Source organism: Arthrobacter sp. SDR-2R (assembly GCF_057747955.1).
The window spans coordinates 3,568,997-3,591,372 of sequence record NZ_CM173231.1; the positions used below are offsets into that span (position 1 = coordinate 3,568,997).

Annotated in this window: 22 protein-coding genes and 1 pseudogene; 12 read left to right on the forward strand and 11 right to left on the reverse strand. The window is 66.0% G+C overall.

Features of this window, described 5'->3' with window-relative positions; all coding sequences use genetic code 11:
* Positions 1-78 precede the first annotated feature (78 nt).
* On the reverse strand, positions 79-1,101 hold the full coding sequence (glpX, locus tag AC3ANU_RS16410) for a class II fructose-bisphosphatase (RefSeq protein ID WP_018770164.1): 1,023 nt from the start codon (positions 1,099-1,101) through the stop codon (positions 79-81).
* Between the two features lie 225 nt (positions 1,102-1,326).
* On the opposite strand from glpX, the gene AC3ANU_RS16415 reads away from it, so the two are divergent.
* The 5 genes from AC3ANU_RS16415 (at position 1,327) to AC3ANU_RS16435 (ending at position 6,659) form a co-directional block, all read left to right on the forward strand.
* Positions 1,327-2,007 (forward strand): DUF4245 domain-containing protein, encoded by a 681-nt coding sequence (locus AC3ANU_RS16415; protein WP_377204896.1) that lies wholly within the window; start codon positions 1,327-1,329, stop codon positions 2,005-2,007.
* Positions 2,008-2,016: 9 nt separating this feature from the next.
* The gene (locus AC3ANU_RS16420; RefSeq protein ID WP_018770166.1) at positions 2,017-2,631 is read left to right on the forward strand and encodes a carbonic anhydrase; all 615 of its coding nucleotides are present in this window, start codon (positions 2,017-2,019) and stop codon (positions 2,629-2,631) included.
* Positions 2,632-2,718: 87 nt separating this feature from the next.
* Positions 2,719-4,146 (forward strand): class II fumarate hydratase, encoded by a 1,428-nt coding sequence (locus AC3ANU_RS16425; protein ID WP_018770167.1) that lies wholly within the window; start codon positions 2,719-2,721, stop codon positions 4,144-4,146.
* A gap of 129 nt (positions 4,147-4,275) precedes the next feature.
* Positions 4,276-4,941, forward strand: a complete 666-nt coding sequence (locus tag AC3ANU_RS16430; RefSeq protein WP_488314878.1) for a TetR/AcrR family transcriptional regulator — start codon at positions 4,276-4,278, stop codon at positions 4,939-4,941.
* Positions 4,938-6,659: an MDR family MFS transporter gene (locus AC3ANU_RS16435; RefSeq protein ID WP_488314879.1), complete on the forward strand. Its 1,722-nt coding sequence runs from the start codon at positions 4,938-4,940 to the stop codon at positions 6,657-6,659. The genes AC3ANU_RS16430 and AC3ANU_RS16435 overlap by 4 nt, the downstream gene beginning before the upstream one ends.
* Positions 6,660-6,681: 22 nt before the next feature.
* Here the strand turns inward: AC3ANU_RS16435 and AC3ANU_RS16440 are convergent, their stop codons facing one another.
* Together AC3ANU_RS16440 and AC3ANU_RS16445 are read right to left on the reverse strand one after the other, a co-directional pair.
* Positions 6,682-7,152, reverse strand: coding sequence for an NUDIX hydrolase (locus tag AC3ANU_RS16440; RefSeq protein WP_056393485.1), 471 nt, complete (start codon positions 7,150-7,152; stop codon positions 6,682-6,684).
* 42 nt (positions 7,153-7,194) lie between these two features.
* Positions 7,195-7,740 carry a prepilin peptidase gene (locus AC3ANU_RS16445; protein ID WP_488314880.1) on the reverse strand — a complete coding sequence of 182 codons (546 nt, stop codon included), beginning with the start codon at positions 7,738-7,740 and terminating at the stop codon, positions 7,195-7,197.
* A 59-nt stretch (positions 7,741-7,799) separates the two neighbouring features.
* Between AC3ANU_RS16445 and AC3ANU_RS16450 the strand changes: the two are divergent.
* Both AC3ANU_RS16450 and AC3ANU_RS16455 read left to right on the forward strand, forming a co-directional pair.
* A pseudogene (locus AC3ANU_RS16450) lies at positions 7,800-8,599 on the forward strand (hypothetical protein).
* Positions 8,600-8,635: 36 nt separating this feature from the next.
* Positions 8,636-9,283 (forward strand): GNAT family N-acetyltransferase, encoded by a 648-nt coding sequence (locus AC3ANU_RS16455; protein ID WP_134164547.1) that lies wholly within the window; start codon positions 8,636-8,638, stop codon positions 9,281-9,283.
* Positions 9,284-9,640: 357 nt separating this feature from the next.
* On the opposite strand, the gene phoH2 is transcribed toward AC3ANU_RS16455, so the two are convergent.
* Positions 9,641-11,059 carry an RNA 5'-3' helicase PhoH2 gene (gene phoH2 / locus AC3ANU_RS16460; protein ID WP_018770175.1) on the reverse strand — a complete coding sequence of 473 codons (1,419 nt, stop codon included), beginning with the start codon at positions 11,057-11,059 and terminating at the stop codon, positions 9,641-9,643.
* Positions 11,060-11,298: 239 nt separating this feature from the next.
* Positions 11,299-12,060, reverse strand: a complete 762-nt coding sequence (locus AC3ANU_RS16465) for an isoprenyl transferase (protein ID WP_018770176.1) — start codon at positions 12,058-12,060, stop codon at positions 11,299-11,301.
* 148 nt (positions 12,061-12,208) lie between these two features.
* Here AC3ANU_RS16465 and trhA point away from each other — a divergent pair, with 148 nt between their 5' ends.
* Positions 12,209-12,952, forward strand: a complete 744-nt coding sequence (trhA, locus tag AC3ANU_RS16470; protein WP_018770177.1) for a PAQR family membrane homeostasis protein TrhA — start codon at positions 12,209-12,211, stop codon at positions 12,950-12,952.
* Positions 12,953-12,993: 41 nt separating this feature from the next.
* Here trhA and AC3ANU_RS16475 read toward each other — a convergent pair whose 3' ends face one another.
* Positions 12,994-13,335, reverse strand: coding sequence for a hypothetical protein (locus AC3ANU_RS16475; RefSeq protein ID WP_056393479.1), 342 nt, complete (start codon positions 13,333-13,335; stop codon positions 12,994-12,996).
* 98 nt (positions 13,336-13,433) lie between these two features.
* A complete protein-coding gene (gene mca, locus AC3ANU_RS16480) occupies positions 13,434-14,339 on the reverse strand; it encodes a mycothiol conjugate amidase Mca (RefSeq protein WP_018770179.1) in 906 nt (301 codons plus the stop codon).
* 128 nt (positions 14,340-14,467) lie between these two features.
* Here mca and AC3ANU_RS16485 point away from each other — a divergent pair, with 128 nt between their 5' ends.
* Both AC3ANU_RS16485 and greA read left to right on the forward strand, forming a co-directional pair.
* Entirely contained in the window at positions 14,468-14,926 is a 459-nt protein-coding gene (locus tag AC3ANU_RS16485; protein ID WP_134164548.1) for a DUF4307 domain-containing protein, read from the forward strand.
* A 152-nt stretch (positions 14,927-15,078) separates the two neighbouring features.
* The gene (greA, locus tag AC3ANU_RS16490) at positions 15,079-15,573 is read left to right on the forward strand and encodes a transcription elongation factor GreA (protein ID WP_018770181.1); all 495 of its coding nucleotides are present in this window, start codon (positions 15,079-15,081) and stop codon (positions 15,571-15,573) included.
* Between the two features lie 133 nt (positions 15,574-15,706).
* On the opposite strand, the gene AC3ANU_RS16495 is transcribed toward greA, so the two are convergent.
* From AC3ANU_RS16495 to AC3ANU_RS16510, 4 genes are read right to left on the reverse strand one after another with little or no spacing between them, the layout of a single operon-like run.
* Positions 15,707-16,324, reverse strand: coding sequence for a rhomboid family intramembrane serine protease (locus AC3ANU_RS16495; RefSeq protein ID WP_134164549.1), 618 nt, complete (start codon positions 16,322-16,324; stop codon positions 15,707-15,709).
* Positions 16,325-16,333: 9 nt separating this feature from the next.
* On the reverse strand, positions 16,334-17,572 hold the full coding sequence (gene ilvA / locus AC3ANU_RS16500) for a threonine ammonia-lyase (RefSeq protein ID WP_018770183.1): 1,239 nt from the start codon (positions 17,570-17,572) through the stop codon (positions 16,334-16,336).
* Between the two features lie 3 nt (positions 17,573-17,575).
* Positions 17,576-18,907, reverse strand: coding sequence for an AI-2E family transporter (locus AC3ANU_RS16505; protein WP_208324252.1), 1,332 nt, complete (start codon positions 18,905-18,907; stop codon positions 17,576-17,578).
* Between the two features lie 36 nt (positions 18,908-18,943).
* Entirely contained in the window at positions 18,944-19,906 is a 963-nt protein-coding gene (locus AC3ANU_RS16510) for an aldose 1-epimerase family protein (protein ID WP_134164550.1), read from the reverse strand.
* A 98-nt stretch (positions 19,907-20,004) separates the two neighbouring features.
* Between AC3ANU_RS16510 and galT the strand changes: the two genes are divergently transcribed.
* Both galT and galK read left to right on the forward strand, forming a co-directional pair.
* Positions 20,005-21,162: a galactose-1-phosphate uridylyltransferase gene (gene galT / locus AC3ANU_RS16515; RefSeq protein WP_134164551.1), complete on the forward strand. Its 1,158-nt coding sequence runs from the start codon at positions 20,005-20,007 to the stop codon at positions 21,160-21,162.
* Positions 21,159-22,349 (forward strand): galactokinase, encoded by a 1,191-nt coding sequence (gene galK, locus AC3ANU_RS16520; protein ID WP_134164552.1) that lies wholly within the window; start codon positions 21,159-21,161, stop codon positions 22,347-22,349. The genes galT and galK overlap by 4 nt, the downstream gene beginning before the upstream one ends.
* Positions 22,350-22,376 lie beyond the last annotated feature (27 nt).

The window sequence follows — 22,376 nt, forward strand, 5'->3', positions numbered from 1 at the left end:
CTATACCAAGGCATTAACGGCAAAGCCCCGGTGCGCACGCGGTGCCCCGGGGCCCTGACATCCTGCAGTGGCTGCGGATCAGCTCTTGCGGGCGTAGCCTTCCCACTTGTCGGCGCGGTGCTCGCCATCGACGAAACGGATGGTGCCGGACTTGGAACGCATGACGATGGACTGGGTGAGGACCTTGTCCTTGGAGTAGCGGACGCCCTTCAGAAGGTCACCGTCGGTAATGCCGGTGGCGGCGAAGTAGCAGTTGTCGCTGGAGACCAGGTCGTTGGTGGAAAGCACGCGGTCGAGGTCGTGGCCGGCGTCGATTGCCTTCTGCTTTTCCTCGTCGCTGGTGGGCCACAGCCGGCCCTGGATGACGCCGCCCAGGGACTTGATGGCGCAGGCAGCCACGATGCCTTCCGGGGTGCCGCCGATGCCCATCAGCGCATCCACGCCGGTGCCGGAGCGGGCCGCGGCAATGGCGCCGGCGACGTCGCCGTCCATGATGAACTTGGTGCGTGCACCGGCCTCGCGGATTTCCTCCACCAGCGGCTTGTGGCGGTCGCGGTCAAGGATCATCACGTTGAGCTGGTTAACCTTCACGCCCTTGGCCTTGGCGATCAGGTGCAGGTTCTGCTTGACCGGCAGGCGCAGGTCCACCATGTCCGCGGCCTCGGGACCGGTGACGAGCTTTTCCATGTAGAACACGGCAGAGGGATCGAACATGGAGCCACGCTCGGCTACGGCCAGGACGGCCAGGGCGTTGTTGATGCCCAGTGCAGTCAGCCGCGTTCCGTCGATGGGATCAACGGCCACGTCGCATTCGGGGCCGGTGCCGTCGCCGACGCGTTCACCGTTGAACAGCATGGGGGCTTCGTCTTTTTCGCCCTCGCCGATCACCACAACACCGTTGAAGTGGACGGTCTGCAGGAAGGAACGCATGGCGTCGACGGCTGCGCCGTCGGCGGTGTTCTTATCGCCGAAACCCACCCAGTGGCCGCCGGCAATGGCCGCGGCCTCGGTGACGCGGACAAGCTCAAGGGCGAGGTTGCGGTCCGGCTCGTCGTGGCCCACCGCAAGGGACGATGAAATCGTGGAGTACTTCTGGGTCATGGACGCTGGTGACACGTGAACCTCTTCTTCGAGTGGCGATCATTGAACCCGCCCGCCGGTGCAGCAGGACGGTGATTCCTCTGCTATCGATCATAGTCGCGGCACCGCGCCGAGGGCGGCCCATGACGCAACCGCGCAATGTGCACCGCAGCCCCCCTCGCGCCCCGGGACATGGCCGAATGGAAGTCCGGCTCCGGGATGGGCGACTATAGAGGGGTGAATGACATGCAGGAAGCCACCAGTCCCAGCTCCGGCCAGGCACAGCCCGAGGGCCGTTCCGGCCCCGCCGGCAGCAGTGCGGACACCCCGGTTAAGCCCGTCATTCCGGCGGCGGCCGCCAAGCGCGCCAACGCCTCCGTGATCGGCATGATCATTGCCCTGGTGCTCAGCATCGCGGCGTTCCTGCCCGTTGTCCTCATGAATCCCCAGCCCAAGGGCGATGGCTACCGGCCGGACATCGATGTTGCCTCGGTGGCACGCAACGCTGCGGATGTGGCGGGATTCACACCCATTGCCCCTGATACCGGCAATGCCTTCCGCCCCAACTACGCCCGGTGGGAAGCCGGCACGGGCAGCGGCGTGCCCACCTGGGAGGTTGGCTATGTGACCCCCAAGACGTCCTTCATCAGTTTGGTGCAGACCAGGAGCGCCAACCCCACCTGGCTCCTCCAGCAGACCAAAAACGCCCCCGTCACCGGCTCACGGAACGCCGGCGGCAAGGAGTGGGAACTGCGCGACACCGGCAAGGGTGAAAAGTCGATGGTGCTCAACTACAGGGGCAGTACCATCGTCCTCTCCGGCGCCGCGCAACTGGACGAATTCGCAACGCTCGCCGCCGCCGTCGTCAACTCCCTTGAAGGCAGCCCCGCCGTCACAGTTTCACCGTCGGGTGCGCCTACGCCGTAAGGTGGGGCCGTGACGACTAACCTGACTCCTGCACTGGCCTGGCGCCGCCTGCGCGAAGGCAACGAACGTTTCGTACAAGGCCAGTCCTCCCATCCGAACCAGAATGCCTCCCACCGCTCATCGTTGGTGGAGACACAGAACCCCTTCGCGGTGATCTTCGGCTGCTCCGATTCACGGCTCGCCGCAGAGATCATTTTCGACGTCGGCCTCGGCGACGTTTTCGTGGTCCGCACCGCCGGCCAGGTGATCGACGACGCCGTCCTGGGCTCCCTGGAGTACAGCGTCGGCGTGCTGGGTGTACCGCTGATCGTGGTGCTTGGGCACGACAGCTGCGGTGCCGTGACGGCCACCAAGGATGCCGTTGAGACCGGCGACATGCCTGCGGGGTTCATCCGCGACCTCGTGGAGCGCATCACACCCTCGGTCCTGACGTCCCTGCGGAATGACCAGCCTGAGGTCAACGACATGGTGGTGGAGCACGTCAAGCAGACATCGCAGCGGCTGGCGGACAGCTCGCGTGTGATTTCCGACGCAATCGAGGGCGGCCGCACCGCGGTCATCGGGCTCTCCTACCGGTTGGCAGAGGGCCGCGCCGACCTTGTTTCCGGAATCGGCGAGCTCTAGGACCCACGTGCCGGCGGTCCACTGGACCGCCGGCAAAGCTCCCTTAACGGTTTTCGATGGGGCGCCGGATCGCCATAAGCTAGCCCCATGACTTCCACTGAAGAGTTCCGCATTGAACATGACACGATGGGCGAAGTCCGCGTCCCCGTGAACGCACTGTACCGCGCGCAGACGCAGCGGGCAGTGGAGAACTTCCCCATTTCCGGCAAGACCCTTGAGCGCACCCACATCGAGGCGCTGGCGCGGGTCAAGAAGGCTGCCGCCCAGGCCAACGCAGAACTGGGCGTGCTCGACGGCGAGCTGGCCAAGGCGATTGCAGACGCTGCCGATGAGGTGGCCGCCGGCAAGTACGACGGCGACTTCCCCATCGACGTTTTCCAGACCGGCTCCGGCACCTCCTCGAACATGAACACCAACGAGGTACTGGCCGAACTGGCTACCCGCGCCCTGAAGGCCGCCGGCAGCGACAAGGTGGTCCACCCGAACGACCACGTCAACGCCTCGCAGTCCTCAAACGACGTGTTCCCCACCTCGGTCCACGTAGCTGCCACCTCGGCCCTGATCAACGACCTCATTCCCGCCCTGGGCTACCTTGCCGAGTCGCTGGAGCGCAAGGCTGTTGAGTTCAAGGACGTCGTCAAGTCCGGCCGCACCCACCTCATGGACGCCACCCCGGTGACCCTGGGCCAGGAGTTCGGCGGCTACGCCGCGCAGGTCCGCTACGGCATCGAGCGCATCAACGCTTCGCTCCCCCGTGTTGCCGAGGTTCCGCTGGGCGGGACCGCCGTGGGCACCGGCATCAACACCCCTGCCGGTTTCCCTGAGCGCGTCATCGAGCTGCTGGCAACGGACACCGGCCTGCCGCTGACCGAAGCCCGCGACCACTTTGAGGCGCAGGCCAACCGCGACGGCCTGATCGAGGCGTCCAGCCAGCTGCGCAACATCGCCATCTCGTTCATGAAGATCAACAACGATCTCCGCTGGATGGGTTCCGGCCCCAACACCGGCCTTGGCGAAATTGCCATCCCCGACCTCCAGCCGGGCTCGTCCATCATGCCCGGCAAGGTCAACCCGGTCATCTGCGAAGCGTCCATCATGGTCGCTGCCCAGGTCATCGGCAACGACACCGCCATCGCCTGGTCCGGCACCAACGGCGCCTTCGAGCTCAACGTGGGCATCCCGGTCATGGCCGCGAACCTGCTGGAGTCCATCCGCCTGCTGGCCAACACCAGCCGGGTCATGGCCGACAAGATGATCGACGGCATCACGGCCAATGTGGAGCGCGCCCGCTTCCTGGCCGAGGCCTCCCCGTCCATCGTCACCCCGCTGAACAAGTACATCGGGTACGAGAACGCCGCCAAGATCGCCAAGACCGCCGTCAAGGAGGGCCTGACCATCCGCCAGGCCACCGAGAAGCTCGGCTTCGTCGGCGACGGCGACGGCAAGGTTTCCGAGGCCGACCTCGAGAAGGCACTGGACGTCACCACCATGACGTCCCCCGCCCACAAGGCCTGACGAACCACCGCCCAAAAGTACGACGACGGCCGGTACCTTTCCTGCGAAAGGTGCCGGCCGTCGTCGTACTGCTATTAAGGCCTCTTTCATAAGTTGCACGGATAACTGAATAGTGCAAAACTTTACTCCATGAGTTTGAGTGCAAGTTCGGAGGGCCTCAGGGAGCGGAAACGTGCAGCCACCCGCAGCGCCATCACGTCAACCGCCCGCGCCATGACCGCCGAGCGGGGCCTCAACGGCTACACCGTGGAGGAAGTGTGCGACGCCGCCGGAATATCGCGCCGCACCTTCTTCAACTACTTCCCCACAAAGGAAGACGCCATCATCGGGCACGCCGAAGACGACATCCCGGCCGAAGCCATCGACGAGTTCGTTGCCGGCGGAGCAGACTCTCCCGCCGGCGAAATCTCCCCCACACTCTTTCGCGACCTCATCCGGCTCTCGCTCCGCCTGGCCGAGGGCATGTCAGCCTCCGAAGAGGAAACCCGGCAGCTGATTGGCGTCGTCCACAAGGAGCCCCAGCTCATCCTCCGCATCATTGGCGTCACGGAGCAGCGCGAAGCCCAGTTCGCCATGGACGTGGCCCGCCGCGAAGGAGTGGCCCCCGACCACCCCGTGGTGCAAATGGCCGTAGTGCTGCTCAGTACCATCGCCCGCAAGAGCAGCATGGCCTACTTCTCCGACGGCAACACCCGCAGTTACCCGGACCTGCTCCTGGAGAACATCTCCGCAGCCAGCGTCCTGTTTTCCCAACCCTTCGATATCCCGGACACTGCCGCAAAAGGACAACCATGAGCACCGCCACCACCAAGGCACCGGCAGGACCCCTGCTGCTGACGCAAAAACGCATCTGGATTATCTTCTCCGCACTGATCGCGGGCATGCTCCTCTCCAGCCTGGACCAGACCATCGTTTCCACCGCCATGCCCACCATCGTGGGCAAGCTGGGCGGCGTGGAGCACCAGGCGTGGATCACCACCGCCTACCTGCTGGCCACCACCATCGTGATGCCCATCTACGGCAAGTTCGGCGACATCCTGGGCCGGCGCAACCTCTTCCTGGTGGCCATCGCGCTCTTCACCCTGGCATCTGTTGGATGCGCACTGGCCACCGACTTCTGGGGCTTCGTCATCTTCCGCGCCATCCAGGGCCTGGGCGGCGGCGGCCTCATGATCCTGTCCCAGGCGATCATCGCCGACATCGTTCCCGCCAAGGAGCGCGGCAAATACATGGGCCCGCTCGGCGCCATCTTCGGGCTCTCGGCCGTAGCCGGACCGCTGCTGGGCGGCTTCTTCGTGGACCACCTCACCTGGGAATGGGCCTTCTATATCAACATCCCGGTTGGCCTTGCTGCGTTCGCCATTGCCTGGTTCGCCCTGACCCTTCCCAACAAGAAGGCAGAAAAGCGGATTGACGTGCTGGGCGTTGTGCTGCTGTCCGCGGCCACCACCTGCCTGATCTTCTTCACCGACTTTGGCGGCAAGAAGGACGAGGGCTGGGATTCACCCCTCACCTGGGCCTTTGGTGCCGGACTGCTGGTTTCCGCCGCCGCTTTCGTGATGGTGGAGCGGCGGGCTGAGGACCCCATCATTCCGCTGAGCCTGTTCCGGAACCGGATCTTCATCAATGCCACGGCCATTGGCTTCACCCTTGGCCTGGGCATGTTCTCCGCCATCGCGTTCGTCCCCACCTTCCTGCAGATGTCGTCCGGCACGTCGGCAGCCGAATCCGGTTTGCTGATGCTGCCGATGATGGCAGGCCTGATGGGCACGTCCATCTACTCCGGTATCCGGATCTCCAGGACCGGAAAGTACAGGATGTTCCCCATCCTCGGTGCCGTGCTCACCATGGCCGCCATGCTGTGGATGACCACGCTTGCCGCCAGCACCCCCATCTGGGTGATCTGCGTCCAGCTGTTCCTGTTCGGGGCCGGCCTCGGCCTGATCATGCAGGTGGTGGTCCTGGTGGTCCAGAACTCCGTTCCGGCCGACCAGATCGGCACCGCCACCAGCACCAACAACTACTTCCGCGAGGTGGGCGCAGCCATGGGCGTGGCGGTGTTCGGCTCGATCTTCACCACCCGCCTTTCGGAGGCCTTGACCAACGCTTTCACGGGGGCAGGTGCTACCGCTGAGCAGGCCGGGCAGTCCACCCGGACCCTGGACCCGCAGGCACTGAACCAGCTCCCGGAGCAACTGCGTGACGCTATCGTAAATGCCTACGCCGACTCGCTGGCACCGGTGTTCTGGTACCTGCTCCCCTTCATCGCCGCGGCACTGCTCCTGGCCCTCACGCTGAAGCAAATTCCGCTCTCGGACACGGCCGGGATGGTGGCCCGCGGCGAGGCAGTGGGCGGCGAAGAAGCCGAGCGGCTCGCCGCCGGCCTCGCCGGAGCTCCCGCAGGCGCCGCCGGCACCAAGGCGGACACTGGACGGGACACTGATTATGACGCAGGTGGGCGCGGGGACCACGTGAAGGACGACGACGGCGAGCTGGTTTCGCCGGGCCGCTGACCGCCGTCGGATACCCGCTTTTTCAGGGCTCGAAGTGGACGGCTCCGGAGGGCGCCAGTGCCTGGCGGATGCTGGTGAGGTGGCCGGGCATGAGTTCGGGAAGGTCGTCCATGCTGAACCAGCCAACAGCCAGGGATTCGTCGTCATTGACCCTGGCTTCGCCGGAGACGTAACGGCACAGGAACACCACGTCCAGGAACTCGCAGATGTCACCGTTGGGATAGGTAACCGGCCCCACCGCGCCCACGGACACCACACGTTCCGCTTCGGCCACCACAGCTGTTTCCTCGAAGATCTCCCGGATGAGCCCCCGTGCAGGCTGCTCCCCCGGGTCCAGCATGCCGCTCACCAGCGCCCACTGCCCGTTGTCTGCCCGCTGGGCCAGCAGGATACGGCCCGCATCATCCACCACGACACCCCGCACCCCGGGGACCCAGATGGGATCGTTGCCGATCTTCTCGCGCAGCTTCAGGACGTATTCAGGTGCAGGCATACCGCCAGCCTATCGAACAGCCCGGGCAACATCGCAGGCAGCTCACGCGGGCAGCAGCATCGCGGCGGCGGCGCCGGCGAGCATGAACGGGCCGAACGGGATGGCGGACTTCAGGGTGCCCCGCCGGGCCGCCAGCAGGGCCAGTGACCACAACCCGCCCAGCAGGAACGCCAGGAACGTGCCCGCGAACAGATGGCCCCAGCTGAGGTAGCCAAGGTACATTCCCAGCACTCCCGCCAGCTTGACGTCGCCAAACCCCATCCCCGGCGGATAGATGAACCGGAGGACAAAATAGAACAGCCACAGGATCGCGGCGCCGGCCACAACGCGGAGGGCAGGGATGGCCAGGATCCCGCCGGTGTTCCCTGCAGTCGGCACGGGACCGGCCCAGGCAACCGCGGCCGCCGCCAGGAGGAGCGCACCGGCCACCGCATAGGACGGGAAGACGATCCTGTTGGGCAGGAGGTGGTGCCGGACGTCGATAATGGTGAGCCGGACCGCTATCACCGCAAAGTAAAGGCAGGCCGCCAGTACCAGCCAGAAGGCCAGCGGGGTGTGCTGCCAGAGTTCGCCGAGTCGTCCGATCACCCCTCGGATGCTACTGGATCCACCATTCCGCCCGTAGCACCCCCGCGTAAAATGTGGATATGTCGACCTGGGACTCCCGGCGCCGGGCGGTTCCGGGCCCTCCTTCCGTCCCCGCGGACCTGGCCGCGATGTTCCGGAACCTTTGCCGGTCTTCCCCCTGGAAGTGGCAGGCGCTGCGTTTTGAGTACTGGGACCAGGCCTTTGCGTCAGCTCCCACGCCCGGTGCACCTTCGTCCGTGCGTGGCTCCGCCGGCCGGGGGCGCTCCGCCTTGAAAGCCCTGAGGGCCTGGTCCTTCACAGCACCACAGGCATCAATGACTCCCGCGACGGCATCTACGTCAGCGCCACCCGTAAGTCCTGGCTGCTCCCTCCGCACCTGGTCACACCCGTGTACGACGACGCCGGACTGGTCCGCCGCCGGCCGGAAGCCGCCTACGGCGAGCCCGGGTTCGGAAATGGACGCTTTTCAGCCGCCCTGGACCCCGTGGAATTGGCCGGGAACGCCCCCGTGCCCATCGAGTTCCCGGGCAGCAACGCCCTGGACATCCGGGACACCCGCTTCGCCGAGCACGAAGGCCGGCCGGTTTTGGAGGCGGTGGTGGCCCCCAGCGCCGCCTACCGCCCGGGCGATCCTGCCGCCCCCCTCTGCCTTCCCGGAAGTTCGCTCCTGCGGGTGGACATGGGTACCGGCGTCTGCGTATCCAGCCAGTCACTGGAGCAGGAAACCGGGGAGTATGGCCACTGGATCCGGATCCTCGCCGTGGATGAGTACATGCTCGATGACCTCTTCCTGGCACAGTCCATGAATCTCACCGACGTCCGCCGGCACATCAGCTGGGACATCGCCGCCAAGGCATGACAACCCCGCATGCCACCGATCGGCTAGGCTTCGCGGATGACTACCCTGGGCTCCATCTGGCCGCTGTTCGACCTCACGCTGTCCACGCCGCGGCTGGAGCTGCGCCCCATCACCGACCAGGACATCCCCGCGGCCGTGGCGGCGGCCCGGGGCGGAATCCATGACGCCGGCAGGAACCCCTTCAGCACTCCCTGGACCGAGCTGCCCGACGAGGAGCTGGGCCCCAACATGGCCCGCTGGTACTGGCGCTGCCGGGCCGAATGCACGCCCGAAAGCTGGACGCTGCTCCTCGGCATCTGGCACGAAGGCCAGTTCGCCGGCTGCCAGGACGTTGGAGCCAAGGACTTCGCGGCCCTCAGGACAGTCACCACCGGATCCTGGCTCAAGCAGTCCGTTCAAGGCCGCGGCCTGGGCAAGGAGATGCGTGCCGCCGTCGTCCTTTGGGCCTTTGACTGGCTGGGGGCAGAAGTCGCCGAATCCGAGGCAGCCATCTGGAACAGCGCCTCCCTTGGCGTGTCCCGCTCCCTCGGCTACGAACTCAACGGCACCACCCGCAAAGCCTGGGGCCCCAAAATCGAAACACTCCAGCACATCCGCGTCACCCCGGAGACCTTCAAGCGCCCCGACTGGGAGCTGAAGGTAGAGGGCCACGAGGCTGTGGCCAAGTTCCTCAAGGTCACCTGATTGCCTTACCGTGGCAGGGTTCGTCCGCCCCGAGTCCTTCGCCGTCGCTTAGACACCTCCCGACGCATTGCTCCGTTCGGCGATGCGCTCCTCCACGAAGGACTCGAACCGGACGTGTGCCAGGGCGCGCCTTCTGAACACTTCCGGTAGGGATCCCGCTCGAGCGGGGCTGCGGTCCTTCTCGTAGGAGCGCATCGCGACGCATCGGCCGCCGGAGGTCGCCCAGCGACCGGAGACGGCCCTATGCGTTGTGTCTAAGCGACGGAGAAGGGCCGTGGCCCCGCGAACCCAACCACTGCCACGCACGAAAAGGGCCGTGGCGGGACGAACCCGGCCACGGCCCTCGGCGAGGTGTCGCTAACCTTCCAGAAGTTCGGTGACCAGGGCGGCGATGGGCGAGCGTTCGGAGCGGGTCAGGGTGACGTGGCCGAAGAGGGGGTGTCCTTTCAGGGTTTCGACGACGGCGGCGATTCCGTCGTGGCGGCCGACCCGCAGGTTGTCCCGCTGGGCGACGTCGTGGGTGAGGACGATCTTGGAGTTCTGGCCGATGCGGCTCATGACCGTCAGGAGCACGTTCTTTTCCAGGGACTGTGCTTCGTCGACGATCACGAAGGCGTCATGCAGGGAACGTCCGCGGATGTGGGTGAGGGGCATGACCTCGAGCATGCCGCGGTCCATGACCTCCTCCACTACTTCCTGGCTGACCAAGGCCCCGAGGGTGTCGAACACGGCCTGCGCCCAGGGGTTCATTTTCTCGGACTCCGAACCTGGCAGGTAGCCCAGTTCCTGTCCGCCAACCGCGTAAAGGGGCCGGAAGACGATCACTTTGCGGTGTTCGCGGCGTTCCAGCACCGCCTCGAGGCCGGCGCAGAGGGCAAGGGCAGACTTGCCGGTGCCGGCGCGGCCACCAATGGAAACGATGCCTACGGCGGGATCCATCAGCATGTCGATGGCCAGCCTCTGCTCGGCGGACCGGCCGTGGAGGCCGAACACGTCGCGGTCGCCCTTGACCAGGCGCACCTGCTTGTCGGCGCCCACCCGGCCGAGCGCGGAGCCGCGGTTGGACAGCAGGACCAGCCCGGTGTTGACGGGCAGCTCGGCGGCCGCGGGGATGAAGACGGGCTCGTGGCCGTACAGGGTGGAAATCTCCTGTTCGTCCGCTTCGATTTCGGCAACACCCGTCCAACCGGAGTCCTTGACCAGTTCGTTGCGGTACTCGTCGGCGGTAAGTCCCATGGCGGACGCCTTGACCCGCATGGGCAGGTCTTTGGACACGACGGTAACGTTGCGTCCTTCGTTGGCAAGGTTTTTGGCGACGGCGAGGATGCGGCTGTCGTTGTCCCCGCTGCGGAAGCCCAACGGCAGCACCTCGGACGAGATGTGGTTGAGTTCCACCATCAGGGTCCCGCCCTCGTCGCCGATGGGAAGGGGCTGGTTCAGGCCGCCGTGCTTGACCCGGAGGTCGTCCAGGAGCCGCAGGGCTTTCCGTGCGAAGTAGCCGAGTTCGGGGTCATGCCGTTTGGCCTCGAGTTCGGTGATGACCACGACGGGAACCACTACCTCATGCTCGGCAAACCGCAGGAGTGCGCGCGGATCCGAGAGGAGGACGGAGGTGTCGATGACGAAGGTGTGGATGTCGGCTTCCCTTCCGGAGACAGCAAAACCGGCCGCAGCATCAGTTGCTGCGCCGGTTTCAGAGGTAGCTCGCTCGGCGCGAGAGGTAGCTTTTCCACCCAGTCCAAACAGGACCTCGGGCAGTTGTTCAGAAGTAGCCACATCGACTCCAGCCCCGGGCGCCAGCCCGGAATTGTTATTGGTGAGGCGGCTCGGCCAAGAGGCCGGGTCCGGCCTCCCATACAACCGGTGCGATGTTTCGCTCCATGTACTGGCCTCCCCGATCAGCCGGCGGTTTTGCCTGCTGATGGATATAACGTAAATCCACCCGGGGTAATTTCCGCAACCATTACGCGGCGATTTCTCTCGCAGGTGTGTGAACTTGTTATGAACCGGGGGTTTCAGGTGCCAAAGCGCCGCTGGCGGCCGGCGTAGTCGCGCAGGGCGCGCAGGAAATCCACCTTGCGGAAAGCAGGCCAGAGGGCCTCGCAAAAGTAGAACTCGCTGTAGGCGCTCTGCCACATGAGGAAGCCGGATAGCCGCTGCTCCCCCGACGTCCTGATCACCAGGTCCGGATCCGGCTGTCCGCGCGTGTACAGGAAGCGTGAGATGTCATCAACGCACAGGTCATCGGCAAGCTTGGAGATGTCCATGCCCTTGGCGACGGCGTCGTGCAGGAGTTCCCTGACGGCGTCGACGATTTCACGCCGGCCCCCGTAGCCCACCGCCACGTTGACATGGATTTTTTCCCGGACGGGTGTCCTGGCGGTGAGCTTGTTAAGGCGCTCGGCCAGGTAGTCCGGGAGCAGTTCAGGTGCGCCCATGGCGTGTACCGAGATGTTGGCGTCCTCGTCCAGCCGGTCCAGGGTGTTGGCGATAATGCCCATCAGGAGGTCCAGTTCCTCGCTGGAGCGGTTCATGTTGTCCGTGGACAGCATGTAGAGCGTCACCACTTTTACACCGAGTTCCTGGCACCAGCCGAGGAATTCGTGGATTTTGTCCGCCCCGGCCTGGTGGCCCTGGCTGGTGGGTGCGTTGAACTGCTTGGCCCAGCGGCGGTTGCCGTCCACCATGACGCCGATATGGCGGGGGATCCGGTCGCGGGGAAGGTCCCTAAGCAGCCGGCGTTCGTAATAGCCATAGAGGAACCCGGGCAACTCCACGCGTCCACTCACCTGACTTTCCTGCCGTACGTACATCCACATCCTAGGCTACCGCCCGTGGCCGGCTGGCACGGCCAGTACCCCGGGAACATCAAAGCAGGGATGTTACCCGCGGGTAACTTACCGGCCCGTAAGTTATTCTGTTGGCATGAACAGCGACTCTCCGCACGCCTCCCGGGACCCCCAGCCGGAGGAGCGGAACACCGCCGCGGAACCAGGGCCCAGCGCCATGGATGACGCCGCCGTCCGCCTCGCGGAACTACTGATGATCAAGCCCAAGTGGCGGGGGTGGATCCACACGGTCACGGCCCCGCTCGCCCTTGCCGCCGGGATTATCCTGGTTGTCATTGCCCCCACCACGGACCGCCGGATCACGTCCGCCATCTACGCCGCCACAGGTGTTTTGCTCTTCGGCGTCAGCGCCGTCTACCACCGCGGCAACTGGTCCCCGCGCGTCAAGCTCGTTTTGAAGCGGCTCGACCACACCAACATCATGCTGGTGATCGCCGGCACCTATACGCCGCTGGCATGGACTCTCCTGGAACGCCAGCAGGCGGTGATCCTCCTGTGGGTCATCTGGTCCGGAGCCATCCTCGGCGTGCTGTTCCGGTTGCTGTGGACTGAAGCCCCCCGCTGGCTCTACGTGCCCATCTACATCGCACTGGGCTGCGGCGCGCTGTTCTACCTGCCGCAGTTCTTCCAGGCAAGCATCCCGGCGGCCGTGCTGATCTGCGTGGGCGGCGTCCTCTACATTGCGGGCGCAATTTTCTACGCGCTGAAGAAGCCAAATTTCAGCTACCACCACTTCGGCTTCCACGAACTATTCCATGCGTTCACCGTGCTCGCCTTCGCGGCACACTTCGCGGCGATCGCCATGGCAGTCCTCGACTAGAACCCCTTCACTCCGGAGCCGGCCCGGCCGAAGGGACAGCCCTATTCGCGCGGCTGCGGATGTCCCCCGGCACTGCCGTTTCCGTTGGCATCGGTAGCTTCCGGAGGCGTCCCGCCGTCGCGCCCGTCCTGGACGTCCGCGGCGTCAACATCTGCGGCAGCTGCAGCGGCCAGGCGCTCTTCCTCCACCTGGGCCCGGTAGCGCACCCTGCGGATCCGACGCACCATATCCACAATGAGCAGGGCAGTCGCCACGACGAAGAACGCCGTCATGATGAACCCCAGCAGGCCCGGCGTCACCTGGTCCTCGGAAATCCCCTCCCGCAGTGTCGGAGTAGGCAGCGGGGTCGGCGTAGTGGCGAGGCTGAGGAGCAGAGATTGCACGGTTAATACCTTCTGGTGGAGCGGATGCAGCAGGAAGCGGACGGGACCGGCCGTCGCCGCGCCTGTCTTCTACGCAAGATAGAAATAGCCTGCCGTGTCTATCTTAGCCCGGCGAACAGGTCCTTCTCGGGGAGCTCGGAGGGCACCCTGGAATGGATCAGCGAATAGTCCTCCCACGGCCAAACCCGGCGCTGCATGTCGGGCGAAACGGCGAAGAAGAACCCCAGCGGGTCCACCTGCGTCCGGTGCGCGCGCAGCGCATCGTCGCGGACTTCGAAAAAGTCCCCGCAGTCAATCTGGGTGGTGGTGGGGTGCGCGGCCGGCGGCGGGGTGTGCCCCTCGGCGTCGGACTCCAGCCAGGCGGCCAGGCGCTCGGCGTACGGTGACTGCAGCCCTGCCTCCTCCAGCGCAAAGTGCAGTGCCCGGAACCGCTCAGGGCTGAAGGCGCGGTCGTAATAGAGCTTGCCTGGCTCCCATGGCTCCCCCGCCTCCGGATAGCGTTCGGGATCGCCTGCGGCCTCGAAGGCTTCCACGGCCACCCTGTGCGCCATGATGTGGTCCGGGTGCGGGTAGCCGCCGTTCTCGTCATAGCTGAGGATGACGTGCGGCTTGAAGGAACGCACCAGCCGCACCAGGGGCGCCGCGGCCTGGTGCAGGGGCAGGGTGGCGAACGATCCGGTGGGGAGCGGCGGCAGCGGGTCGCCTTCGGGAAGGCCCGAGTCCACAAATCCAAGCCACCGCTGGCGGATCCCGAGGATGGCGGCAGCCTGCTGCATCTCCAGCCTCCGGGCACCGGCCATATCCCGCTTGGGGTGGGGTTCGTCTTCCACCGCAGGATTTTGGATGTCGCCGCGGGAACCGTCGGTGCAGGTTGCCACCAGCACGTCCACACCGGCAGCCGCATACATGGCCATGGTCGCAGCACCCTTGCTTGATTCGTCATCCGGGTGGGCGTGGACCGCGAGCAGCCGCAGCGGCACCTGGGAGTTGCTGGACGCTGTCATGGAGGGGACGGCTCCTAATTCTTCTTTTGCGGCTCGTGGCAGCTTTCGGATGGTGTCGCGGGTGCGCTGCCTCGCCGGCAGCTGCAGCCGCCGCAAAGCGCCGGCGGAAAGGGAACTAAACTGGTCTGGTGACTTCCCCGGACCAGCCGGCCCGCCCCGCGCCCGCAGACACTAGCCTAGCCAATCGGTATGGTGCTAAAAAGCGCCGGCTCTCCCCTAAGGCCACCCGGGCCGCGATCGGCCTGGCGCTTGCCGCGGGAATCGGGTTCCTGGCGTGGGTGACCACATCGAATTCGCTCTCCGGAGTGACGTTCAAGGACGTGGGTTACAGCACCACCGATGCCACGCTCGCCGAGGTGGACTTCCAGGTGACGCGGGAACCGGGCAAGCCCGTGAAATGTGCCGTGAAGGCGCTGGATTCCAAGTTCGCTGTGGTGGGCTGGAAAGTGGTGGACATCCCGCCTTCGGTGGCGGATGGAACGGCCGACGGCGGCAGGACGGTGGCCCAGCGCGTCACGTTGCGCACGGAGTCGGAGTCGGTATCGGGCGTGGTGGACAGCTGCTGGATTCCAGCCGGGGCGTCCTGAGCAGTGTGACGTGGAACGCTTCCCTGTTGGGTTATCTCCAGAGGATTGACTACAATGGGGAGATACCTTTACCCCGCTGAGCTGGTTGCTGTTCCACAAGTGGCCACCGTGGCGGGGTCTTTTGCATTGTAGGACCACTAGAGGAGAAGTCCGTGTCTACCACCAACAGCGCATCTGCAGCCTGGCTCACCCAGGAAGCTTTTGACCGCCTGAAGGCAGAGCTGGACCACCTTTCCGGCGCTGGCCGGGCGGAGATCGTCCAGAAGATTGAAGCAGCGCGGCAAGAGGGGGACCTCAAGGAAAACGGGGGCTACCACGCGGCCAAGGAGGAGCAGGGCAAGATTGAGGCCCGCATCCGCCAGCTGACGGCACTGCTCCGGGATGCCCATGTGGGTGAATCGCCTGCCGATGACGGCATCGTGGAGCCCGGCATGATCGTGGTGGCCAGGATCGCGGGCGACGAGGAGACCTTCCTGCTGGGTTCACGTGAGATCGCGGGCGACTCAGACCTGGATGTCTTCAGTGAAAAGTCGCCGCTTGGCGCTGCCATCCTGGGCCACAAGGAGGGCGAGACCCTCAGCTACGTGGCGCCCAACGGCAAGGACATCAAGGTGGAGATCCTCTCCGCCAAGCCCTACGCCGGCTAGCTCCGCGCATAGCTTTGTACGCGCAGTGCTCCGTAACAGGACAGCGCGAAACCGGGAAGCGGTGGCCCTCCCCCCAGGGGACGGCCACCGCTTCCCGTTAAGGCCTTGTGCCGGGCCTACTTCAGGCCGGCTGCTATAACTTCGCCGGCATCCCAGACGCGCGCGGACGAAGCAGCAGCGCCGCCACCACGCCGCCGGCGGCCCCGCCAAGGTGCGCCTGCCAGCTCACGTATCCGGACACGAACGGCAGGGCGCCCAGGAGAATGCTGCCGTAGCCCATGAAAAGGACCACTGCGAGCAGGACCTGGCGCCAACTGCGGTTGAAGAAGCCCCTGACCAGCAGGAACGCAAAGAGCCCGAACACCAGGCCTGAAGCGCCCACGGTGATGCCGTTCCCGATCAGCCACACCGTCAGCCCGCTGCCGAGCCAGCTGAAGGCAAGGGCGGTGAGGAACACGCGCAACCCGGAGAGGAACACCAGGAAGCCGAAGACGACCAGGGGCAGGCTGTTGGAAAGCAGGTGGTTCAGGTTGGCATGCAGGAGCGGGAAGGTGAAGATGTCCAGCAGCCCGTCGGCACTCCTGGGCCGCAGGCCGAAGGTCCGGGTGAGGGCCCCCATCATCAGTGTGTTGACCACTTCGATGGCGAACAGCACAGCCACAAAGCCGCCCAGCACCACCAACCCGCCCTTCGCGCGGGACGCGATGGCCTGCCGCCCGGGGAGGCGTCCGTTGCCCGTCAGTCCTGCCAAGGCCCGTTCCTAGTGCACGACGATCGGCTGGAAACCCTCGGCACGGAGTGCGCTGAGGACCTGCTCACCGTGCTGGTGGCCCTTGGTTTCCAGGTTCACGGTGATGGAGACGTCGCCCATGCTGATGGAGCCTCCCACCCGCGTGTGGTCCAGGCCGGTGACGTTGGCATCGTTTTCGGCAATGATGCGGGCAATGGTTGCCAGTGAGCCGGGGCGGTCATCAAGCATCATCCGCACCGTCATGTAGCGGCCTGCGGCGGAGAGGCCGCGCTGGATCACCTTGAGCATCAGCATGGGGTCGATGTTTCCGCCGGAGAGCACGGCCACGGTGGTTCCCGGGTTCTCGATCTTGCCGTCCATGAGGGCTGCAACGCCCACCGCCCCTGCAGGTTCAACCACCATCTTGGCCCGTTCCAGCAGGAAGATCAGGGCGCGGGCCAGGGAGTCTTCACTGACGGTGACCACATCATCCACCAGCTCGCGGATGATGCTGAAGGGCAGCTGCCCCGGACGCCCCACGGCGATGCCGTCCGCCATGGTGGAAACCTTCTTCAGCGGCACCAGCGCGTCGGCGGCCAGCGAGGGCGGGTAGGCGGCGGCGTTTTCCGCCTGGACGCCAATGATGCGGATCTCCCGGCCCAGTTCCCTGGCGCGGGCCTTGATGGCAACGGCGACCCCTGCCAGGAGCCCACCGCCGCCCACACCCATGAGGATTGTGTCAACGTTGGGGACCTGCTCGAGGATTTCCAGGCCCACGGTGCCCTGGCCGGCCACCACGTCCACATTGTCGAACGGGTGGACGAAGACCATGCCCGTTTCGTTGCTGTAGCGCTGGGCTTCAGCGAGCGCCTCGTCCACGTTGTGCCCGTGCAGGACCACTTCGGCGCCATGGCTGCGGGTGGCGGCGAGCTTGGGCAGTGCCACGCCCAGCGGCATGTAGATCCGGGCCTTGATGCCCAGGCTCTTGGCGGCGACGGCAACGCCCTGGGCGTGGTTGCCGGCGGAGGCTGCCACCACTCCCCGCTTTTTCTCGTCCGGGGAGAGCCGCGCCATCCGGACGTAGGCCCCGCGGACCTTGAACGAGCCGGCGCGCTGCAGGTTTTCGCATTTGAAATAGACGTCGCCGCCTACCATGGTCCCCAGCGCCCGCGACGATTCCACGGGAGTGCGCGCGATAATCCCGTCAAGCAGCTTCTGCGCCTCAAGGACATCGTCCAGTGTGACGGGAAGGGTTTCAAGGATCTTCACGGACTACTCTCCTCTGGGTTCTGCCCCGGTGCCTTCCGGGGAGGAATCACGGGCATCGCGGTGTTCGGCTGGAGTGCCGGACGCCGCGTCCTTCCCCGCGCCAGGTACAGACGGCGGTTCAACGTCCTTGATGGTGTTGTCCCCGCCTGCTCCGGCCGTGATGGGCTTCCCGGCAATTACCGGCACCTGTTCATGTTCCCACGTTCTTGCGGCGATGTAGCGAACAGCCGAATTTGCTACGGCCAGGATGGGTACCGAGAACAGCGCTCCGGGGATGCCGGCAAGGTAGGAACCGGCCGCAACGCTGAGGATCACAGCCACCGGGTGCAGCGAGACTGCCTTGCCCATGACCAGGGGCTGCAGGATGTGGCCTTCAAGCTGCTGGACCAGCAGGACGATGGCCAGCATGATCAGGGCGTTGATGGGGCCGTTGGCCACCAGCGCCAGCAGGATGGCCACGATACCGGTCAACAGGGCGCCCACCACCGGGATGAAGGAGCCGAGGAAGACCAGCACGCCCAGTGGAAGCGCAAGCGGGACTCCGATAATGGCGGCGCCCACGCCAATGCCGAGCGCGTCCACTGCCGCGACGAACATCTGGATGCGCGCGTAGCTGACCATGGACGCCCAGCCCCTGCGGCCGGCGCCGAAGGTGGCGGCCCGGGCTTTGCGCGGAAGCATCTTCACCAGGAACGCCCAGATCCGGTCACCTTCCAGGAGGAAGAAGATCAGGATGAACAGCGACAGCAGCATGCCGGCAGCGAAGTGCCCCGCGGTGCTGCCGAAGGACAGGGCGCCGCTGAGGATGCTGCTGCTGTTGTTCTGCAGCGCGTCGGTGGCTTCCCTGATGTACTGGTCGATCTGGGCGGCCGTGAGGTGCAGGGGGCCGGCAGAGAGCCAGTCCTGGACCTGCCGGACGCCTTCAAGGGCCTGGGAATAGAGCTCGCCGAATCCCACCGCCAATTGCCTGCCCACCAGGGCCAGGGCACCGACAATGACACCGATGAACCCGAGGACCGTCACGGCGACGGCTAGCCCAGCAGGCAGCCCGTGCCGCTTCAGCCACACCGTGACCGGGCTCAGGAGACCGGCGAGGAGGGCGGCCACCATAATCGGGATGATCAGGAGGGTGATGTGGCTGAGCAGCCAGACCAGCGTCCCCACCATCAGGAGAATCAGGCCCAGCCGCCACGACCAGGACGCCGCTATGCGGATGCCGTAGGGTATGTCCTTGTCCAGCTCACGGTCCGTCAGGACCCGCAGCGGCGCAGCGGAGGCGGGCGCCGGCGCTGAAACCGGGCGGGCCAGGGTAACGTCGTCCTCGTTAGGCGTCATATGCCAATACTTCCCCAGCTGCGGCCCGATGGGAAACTACTCCCCCGCCGCGCCGGGCTTGTAGTCGATGCCCCATTGCATGCTGAAGGACTCCCCCGGAGCCAGCCACCGGAGACCGTCGCCGGAGTTGAACGCGTTGGCCGGTCCCGTCATCGGCTCCACCGCCAATGCACGGCTACGGCCCGGGTACACCGTGCTCACGAAGATGTGGACGTAGCGGCAGGCCTCGTCCTGCCACAGCGACACCTCCCCGCCGTCGGACGCCGCGAGGGTGTGCCGCGCCTTGCCCCCTTCGAAGCTGAGGTCCGTCAGGGCCACGTCCACCGCCAGGTCCGCGATGTGCCGCCCGGACCGAAAATCCACATCCCCGGCTACAGGGGCCGAACTGCGGGGAATCAATCGCTCATCGGTCACCAGTTGGGTGCCGGCGGCAACGGTCAGCTGCAGTTCCTCAACCGGGGTGTCACCAAGCCGCAGGTAGGGGTGGGCGCCCAGAACGAATGGGGCGGCCGCCGCCGAGTCGTTCGTGAGGGTCTGCCTGACCTGCAGCCCCAGGTCTTCCGAAAGCCGGTACTCCACCCTGTGGCGCACCAGGAACGGATAGCCGTGCTGCGGGAAAACTGTGGCCTCCAGTGCCACGGCGTCCTGCGACTCCGCAACCGCCGCGTAGCCGGTATTCCGAAGCAGGCCATGGCTGGCGTTGTTGCGGGACACTTCGGTGATGTCCAGCTGCTGCTTCCGGCCGTCGAGGAACCAGACCCCGTCCTCCACCCTGTTGGCCCAGGGCGCCAGGGTGATGCCTGCCCCACCGGGGGCGATCTGATCATCGCCGTAGGTTTCGGTCAGCAGGACCCCGCCCCGGCTGAAGGAGCGGAGCCCTGCAGCGAGCTCCGTGACCACGGCGACGGCGTCGCCCCGGCGAAGCTCGTATTGCCGGCCGGTGGCGCAGGACAGGGCGGATGAGCGGGTGGAGGTTCCGTGTTCGGAAGAGGCTGTCATGGGCATTACCGTACATGGCACGAATGGCCCTTCCATCCCCCTTTGTTACTTTTTGTTGTTAACTATTCATTCTTGATCGTTTATGCAAGACTTTTTGTATGACAGGGATTACCAGTACCAGACTCTCCGATGGGCGGGAGCTGATCTACTTCGACGATGACAGCACCAGCACGTCACGCGCCGGGCACCTCACCACCGACCACCGCGGCCTGCCCCCTCGCGGGGAGCCGGGCGAGGTGCGCTTCGATGCCCTGACGGACGAATGGGTGGCCGTCGCCGCGCACCGCCAGGCCCGCACCCACCTGCCGCCGGCAGACCAGTGCCCCATCTGCCCCACCACGCCCGCCAACGCTTCCGAGATCCCTGCCCCGGATTACGACGTTGTGGTCTTCGAAAACCGGTTCCCCTCGCTGGGACCGGCCCTGGGACCCGTGCCTGACAACGCCGCATGGGGAACGAAAGGCCCGGCGTACGGCCGCTGCGAAGTAGTGTCGTTCACCCCCGACCACACCGGGTCCTTCAGCGGCCTCAGCGGGGAGCGGTCCCGCACGGTGATCGAGGCCTGGGCGCAGCGTACCGCTGCCTTGAGCGCCATGGCCGGCGTCAAGCAGGTGTTCCCGTTCGAAAACCGCGGCGCGGACATTGGCGTGACACTGCATCACCCACACGGGCAGATCTATGCCTACCCCTACATCACCCCGCGGGCCGGCACCCTGGGGGCGGCCGCCCGGAAGTACTACGACGCGCAGGACGGCAGGGACACCCTGACCGGTTCCCTGCTGCGGGCCGAACGGGAAGACGGCAGCAGAATGGTCCTCGAAGGCACGCATTTCAGCGCCTATGTGCCCTTCGCGGCCCGTTGGCCGCTGGAGATCCACCTCGTCCCCCACCGCCGGGTGCCGGACCTGGCTGCACTGGGCGGAGAGGAAAAGGACGAGCTGGCACACGTCTACCTCGACCTGCTCAAGCGGGTGGATGCCCTGTACCCCACGCCCACTCCCTACATCTCCGCCTGGCACCAGGCGCCGCTGGATGACTTCCTCCGGCCGGCGGGCTACCTCCATCTTCAGCTCACCTCCCCGCGCAGGGCGGCCGATAAGCTGAAGTACCTGGCCGGCTCCGAAGCGGCCATGGGCGCTTTCATCAACGACACCACCCCCGAAATTGTGGCGGAACGGCTGCGCAGTGTTGCGGTCCCGCCGTCGTCCGTGCCTGCCGCCGCCAGGGCGGCCACCCCGGAAGGAGCTTCCGCGTGAGCACCCAGGATCCGGCCAAGGCCGCGCCCGCATCCGCACCCGCCGCCCAAAGTCTCGGCGCCCGCTTTGAACTCGAGTTCGGAGGCGCTCCCGACGGCATCTGGCAGGCACCGGGCCGGGTTAACCTCATCGGCGAACATACGGACTACAACGAGGGCTTCGTCCTCCCCTTCGCCATCGACCGCACCGCCCGGGTGGCCATCGCGGCCCGCCAGGATTCAACCGTGCGGCTCCTGTCCACGTACGGCGACCAGGGCGTGGTCACCACCACCCTCGGCACCCTGCGGCCGGGAACAGCGAAGGGCTGGACCAAGTACCCCCTCGGCGTCATGTGGGCCCTCCGGGAGCGGGGCATCACCGTTCCCGGGCTGGACCTGCTCCTGGACTCGAACGTCCCGCTCGGTGCCGGCCTGTCGTCGTCGCACGCCATCGAATGCGCCGTCGTCACGGCGCTCAACGACCTCACGGGTGCCGGGCTGTCGGCCCAGGACATGGTGCTGGCAACCCAGCGTGCGGAGAACGACTTCGTGGGTGCGCCCACCGGGATCATGGACCAGTCAGCGTCCCTTCGCGGCTCGAAGGGCCACGCCGTCTTCCTGGACTGCCGGGACCAGAAGGCAAGCCTGGTTCCTTTCGAGACCGAACCCGCAGGCCTGGTGCTCCTGGTGATTGACACCAAGGTGTCGCACTCCCACGCCGACGGGGGCTATGCGTCACGCCGGGAATCCTGCGAGCTTGGGGCGGAAGTGCTGGGGGTTAAGGCACTGCGGGACGTCGAGGTGGCTGACCTTGAGGAGGCAAGCGGCCTGCTGGATGAGGTGACGTTCCGCCGGGTGCGGCATGTTGTCACCGAAAATGACCGCGTGCTCCAGGCCGTGGAGCTTCTGGGCGGCCCCGGTCCCAGCGCCATCGGTCCCCTGCTGGACGCCAGCCATGCCTCCATGCGCGATGATTTTGAAATTTCCTGCCCGGAATTGGACTTGGCCGTGGACACCTCGCGGGCCCATGGGGCCATTGGTGCCCGCATGACCGGGGGCGGCTTTGGCGGAGCTGCGATTGCGCTGACCCCGGTGGACGCCGAGCAGAAGGTGCGCGCCGCCGTCACCCAGGCTTTTGCCGACGCCGGCTTCAAGGCGCCGGACATCTTTACCGTTTCCCCTGCCGCCGGCGCCATGCGCATTGCCTAGGGACGCCGCGGCAGCCTGATGCCGTCA

Excerpts from the sequence above, each read along its gene's own strand:
- glpX (WP_018770164.1), bottom strand. The coding sequence starts at position 1,101 with ATGACCCAGAAGTACTCCACGATTTCATCGTCCCTTGCGGTGGGCCAC.
- AC3ANU_RS16415 (WP_377204896.1), top strand. The coding sequence starts at position 1,327 with ATGCAGGAAGCCACCAGTCCCAGCTCCGGCCAGGCACAGCCCGAGGGC.
- AC3ANU_RS16425 (WP_018770167.1), top strand. The coding sequence starts at position 2,719 with ATGACTTCCACTGAAGAGTTCCGCATTGAACATGACACGATGGGCGAA.
- AC3ANU_RS16430 (WP_488314878.1), top strand. The coding sequence starts at position 4,276 with ATGAGTTTGAGTGCAAGTTCGGAGGGCCTCAGGGAGCGGAAACGTGCA.
- AC3ANU_RS16435 (WP_488314879.1), top strand. The coding sequence starts at position 4,938 with ATGAGCACCGCCACCACCAAGGCACCGGCAGGACCCCTGCTGCTGACG.
- AC3ANU_RS16440 (WP_056393485.1), bottom strand. The coding sequence starts at position 7,152 with ATGCCTGCACCTGAATACGTCCTGAAGCTGCGCGAGAAGATCGGCAAC.
- AC3ANU_RS16455 (WP_134164547.1), top strand. The coding sequence starts at position 8,636 with ATGACTACCCTGGGCTCCATCTGGCCGCTGTTCGACCTCACGCTGTCC.
- trhA (WP_018770177.1), top strand. The coding sequence starts at position 12,209 with ATGAACAGCGACTCTCCGCACGCCTCCCGGGACCCCCAGCCGGAGGAG.
- mca (WP_018770179.1), bottom strand. The coding sequence starts at position 14,339 with ATGACAGCGTCCAGCAACTCCCAGGTGCCGCTGCGGCTGCTCGCGGTC.
- AC3ANU_RS16505 (WP_208324252.1), bottom strand. The coding sequence starts at position 18,907 with ATGACGCCTAACGAGGACGACGTTACCCTGGCCCGCCCGGTTTCAGCG.
- AC3ANU_RS16510 (WP_134164550.1), bottom strand. The coding sequence starts at position 19,906 with ATGACAGCCTCTTCCGAACACGGAACCTCCACCCGCTCATCCGCCCTG.
- galT (WP_134164551.1), top strand. The coding sequence starts at position 20,005 with ATGACAGGGATTACCAGTACCAGACTCTCCGATGGGCGGGAGCTGATC.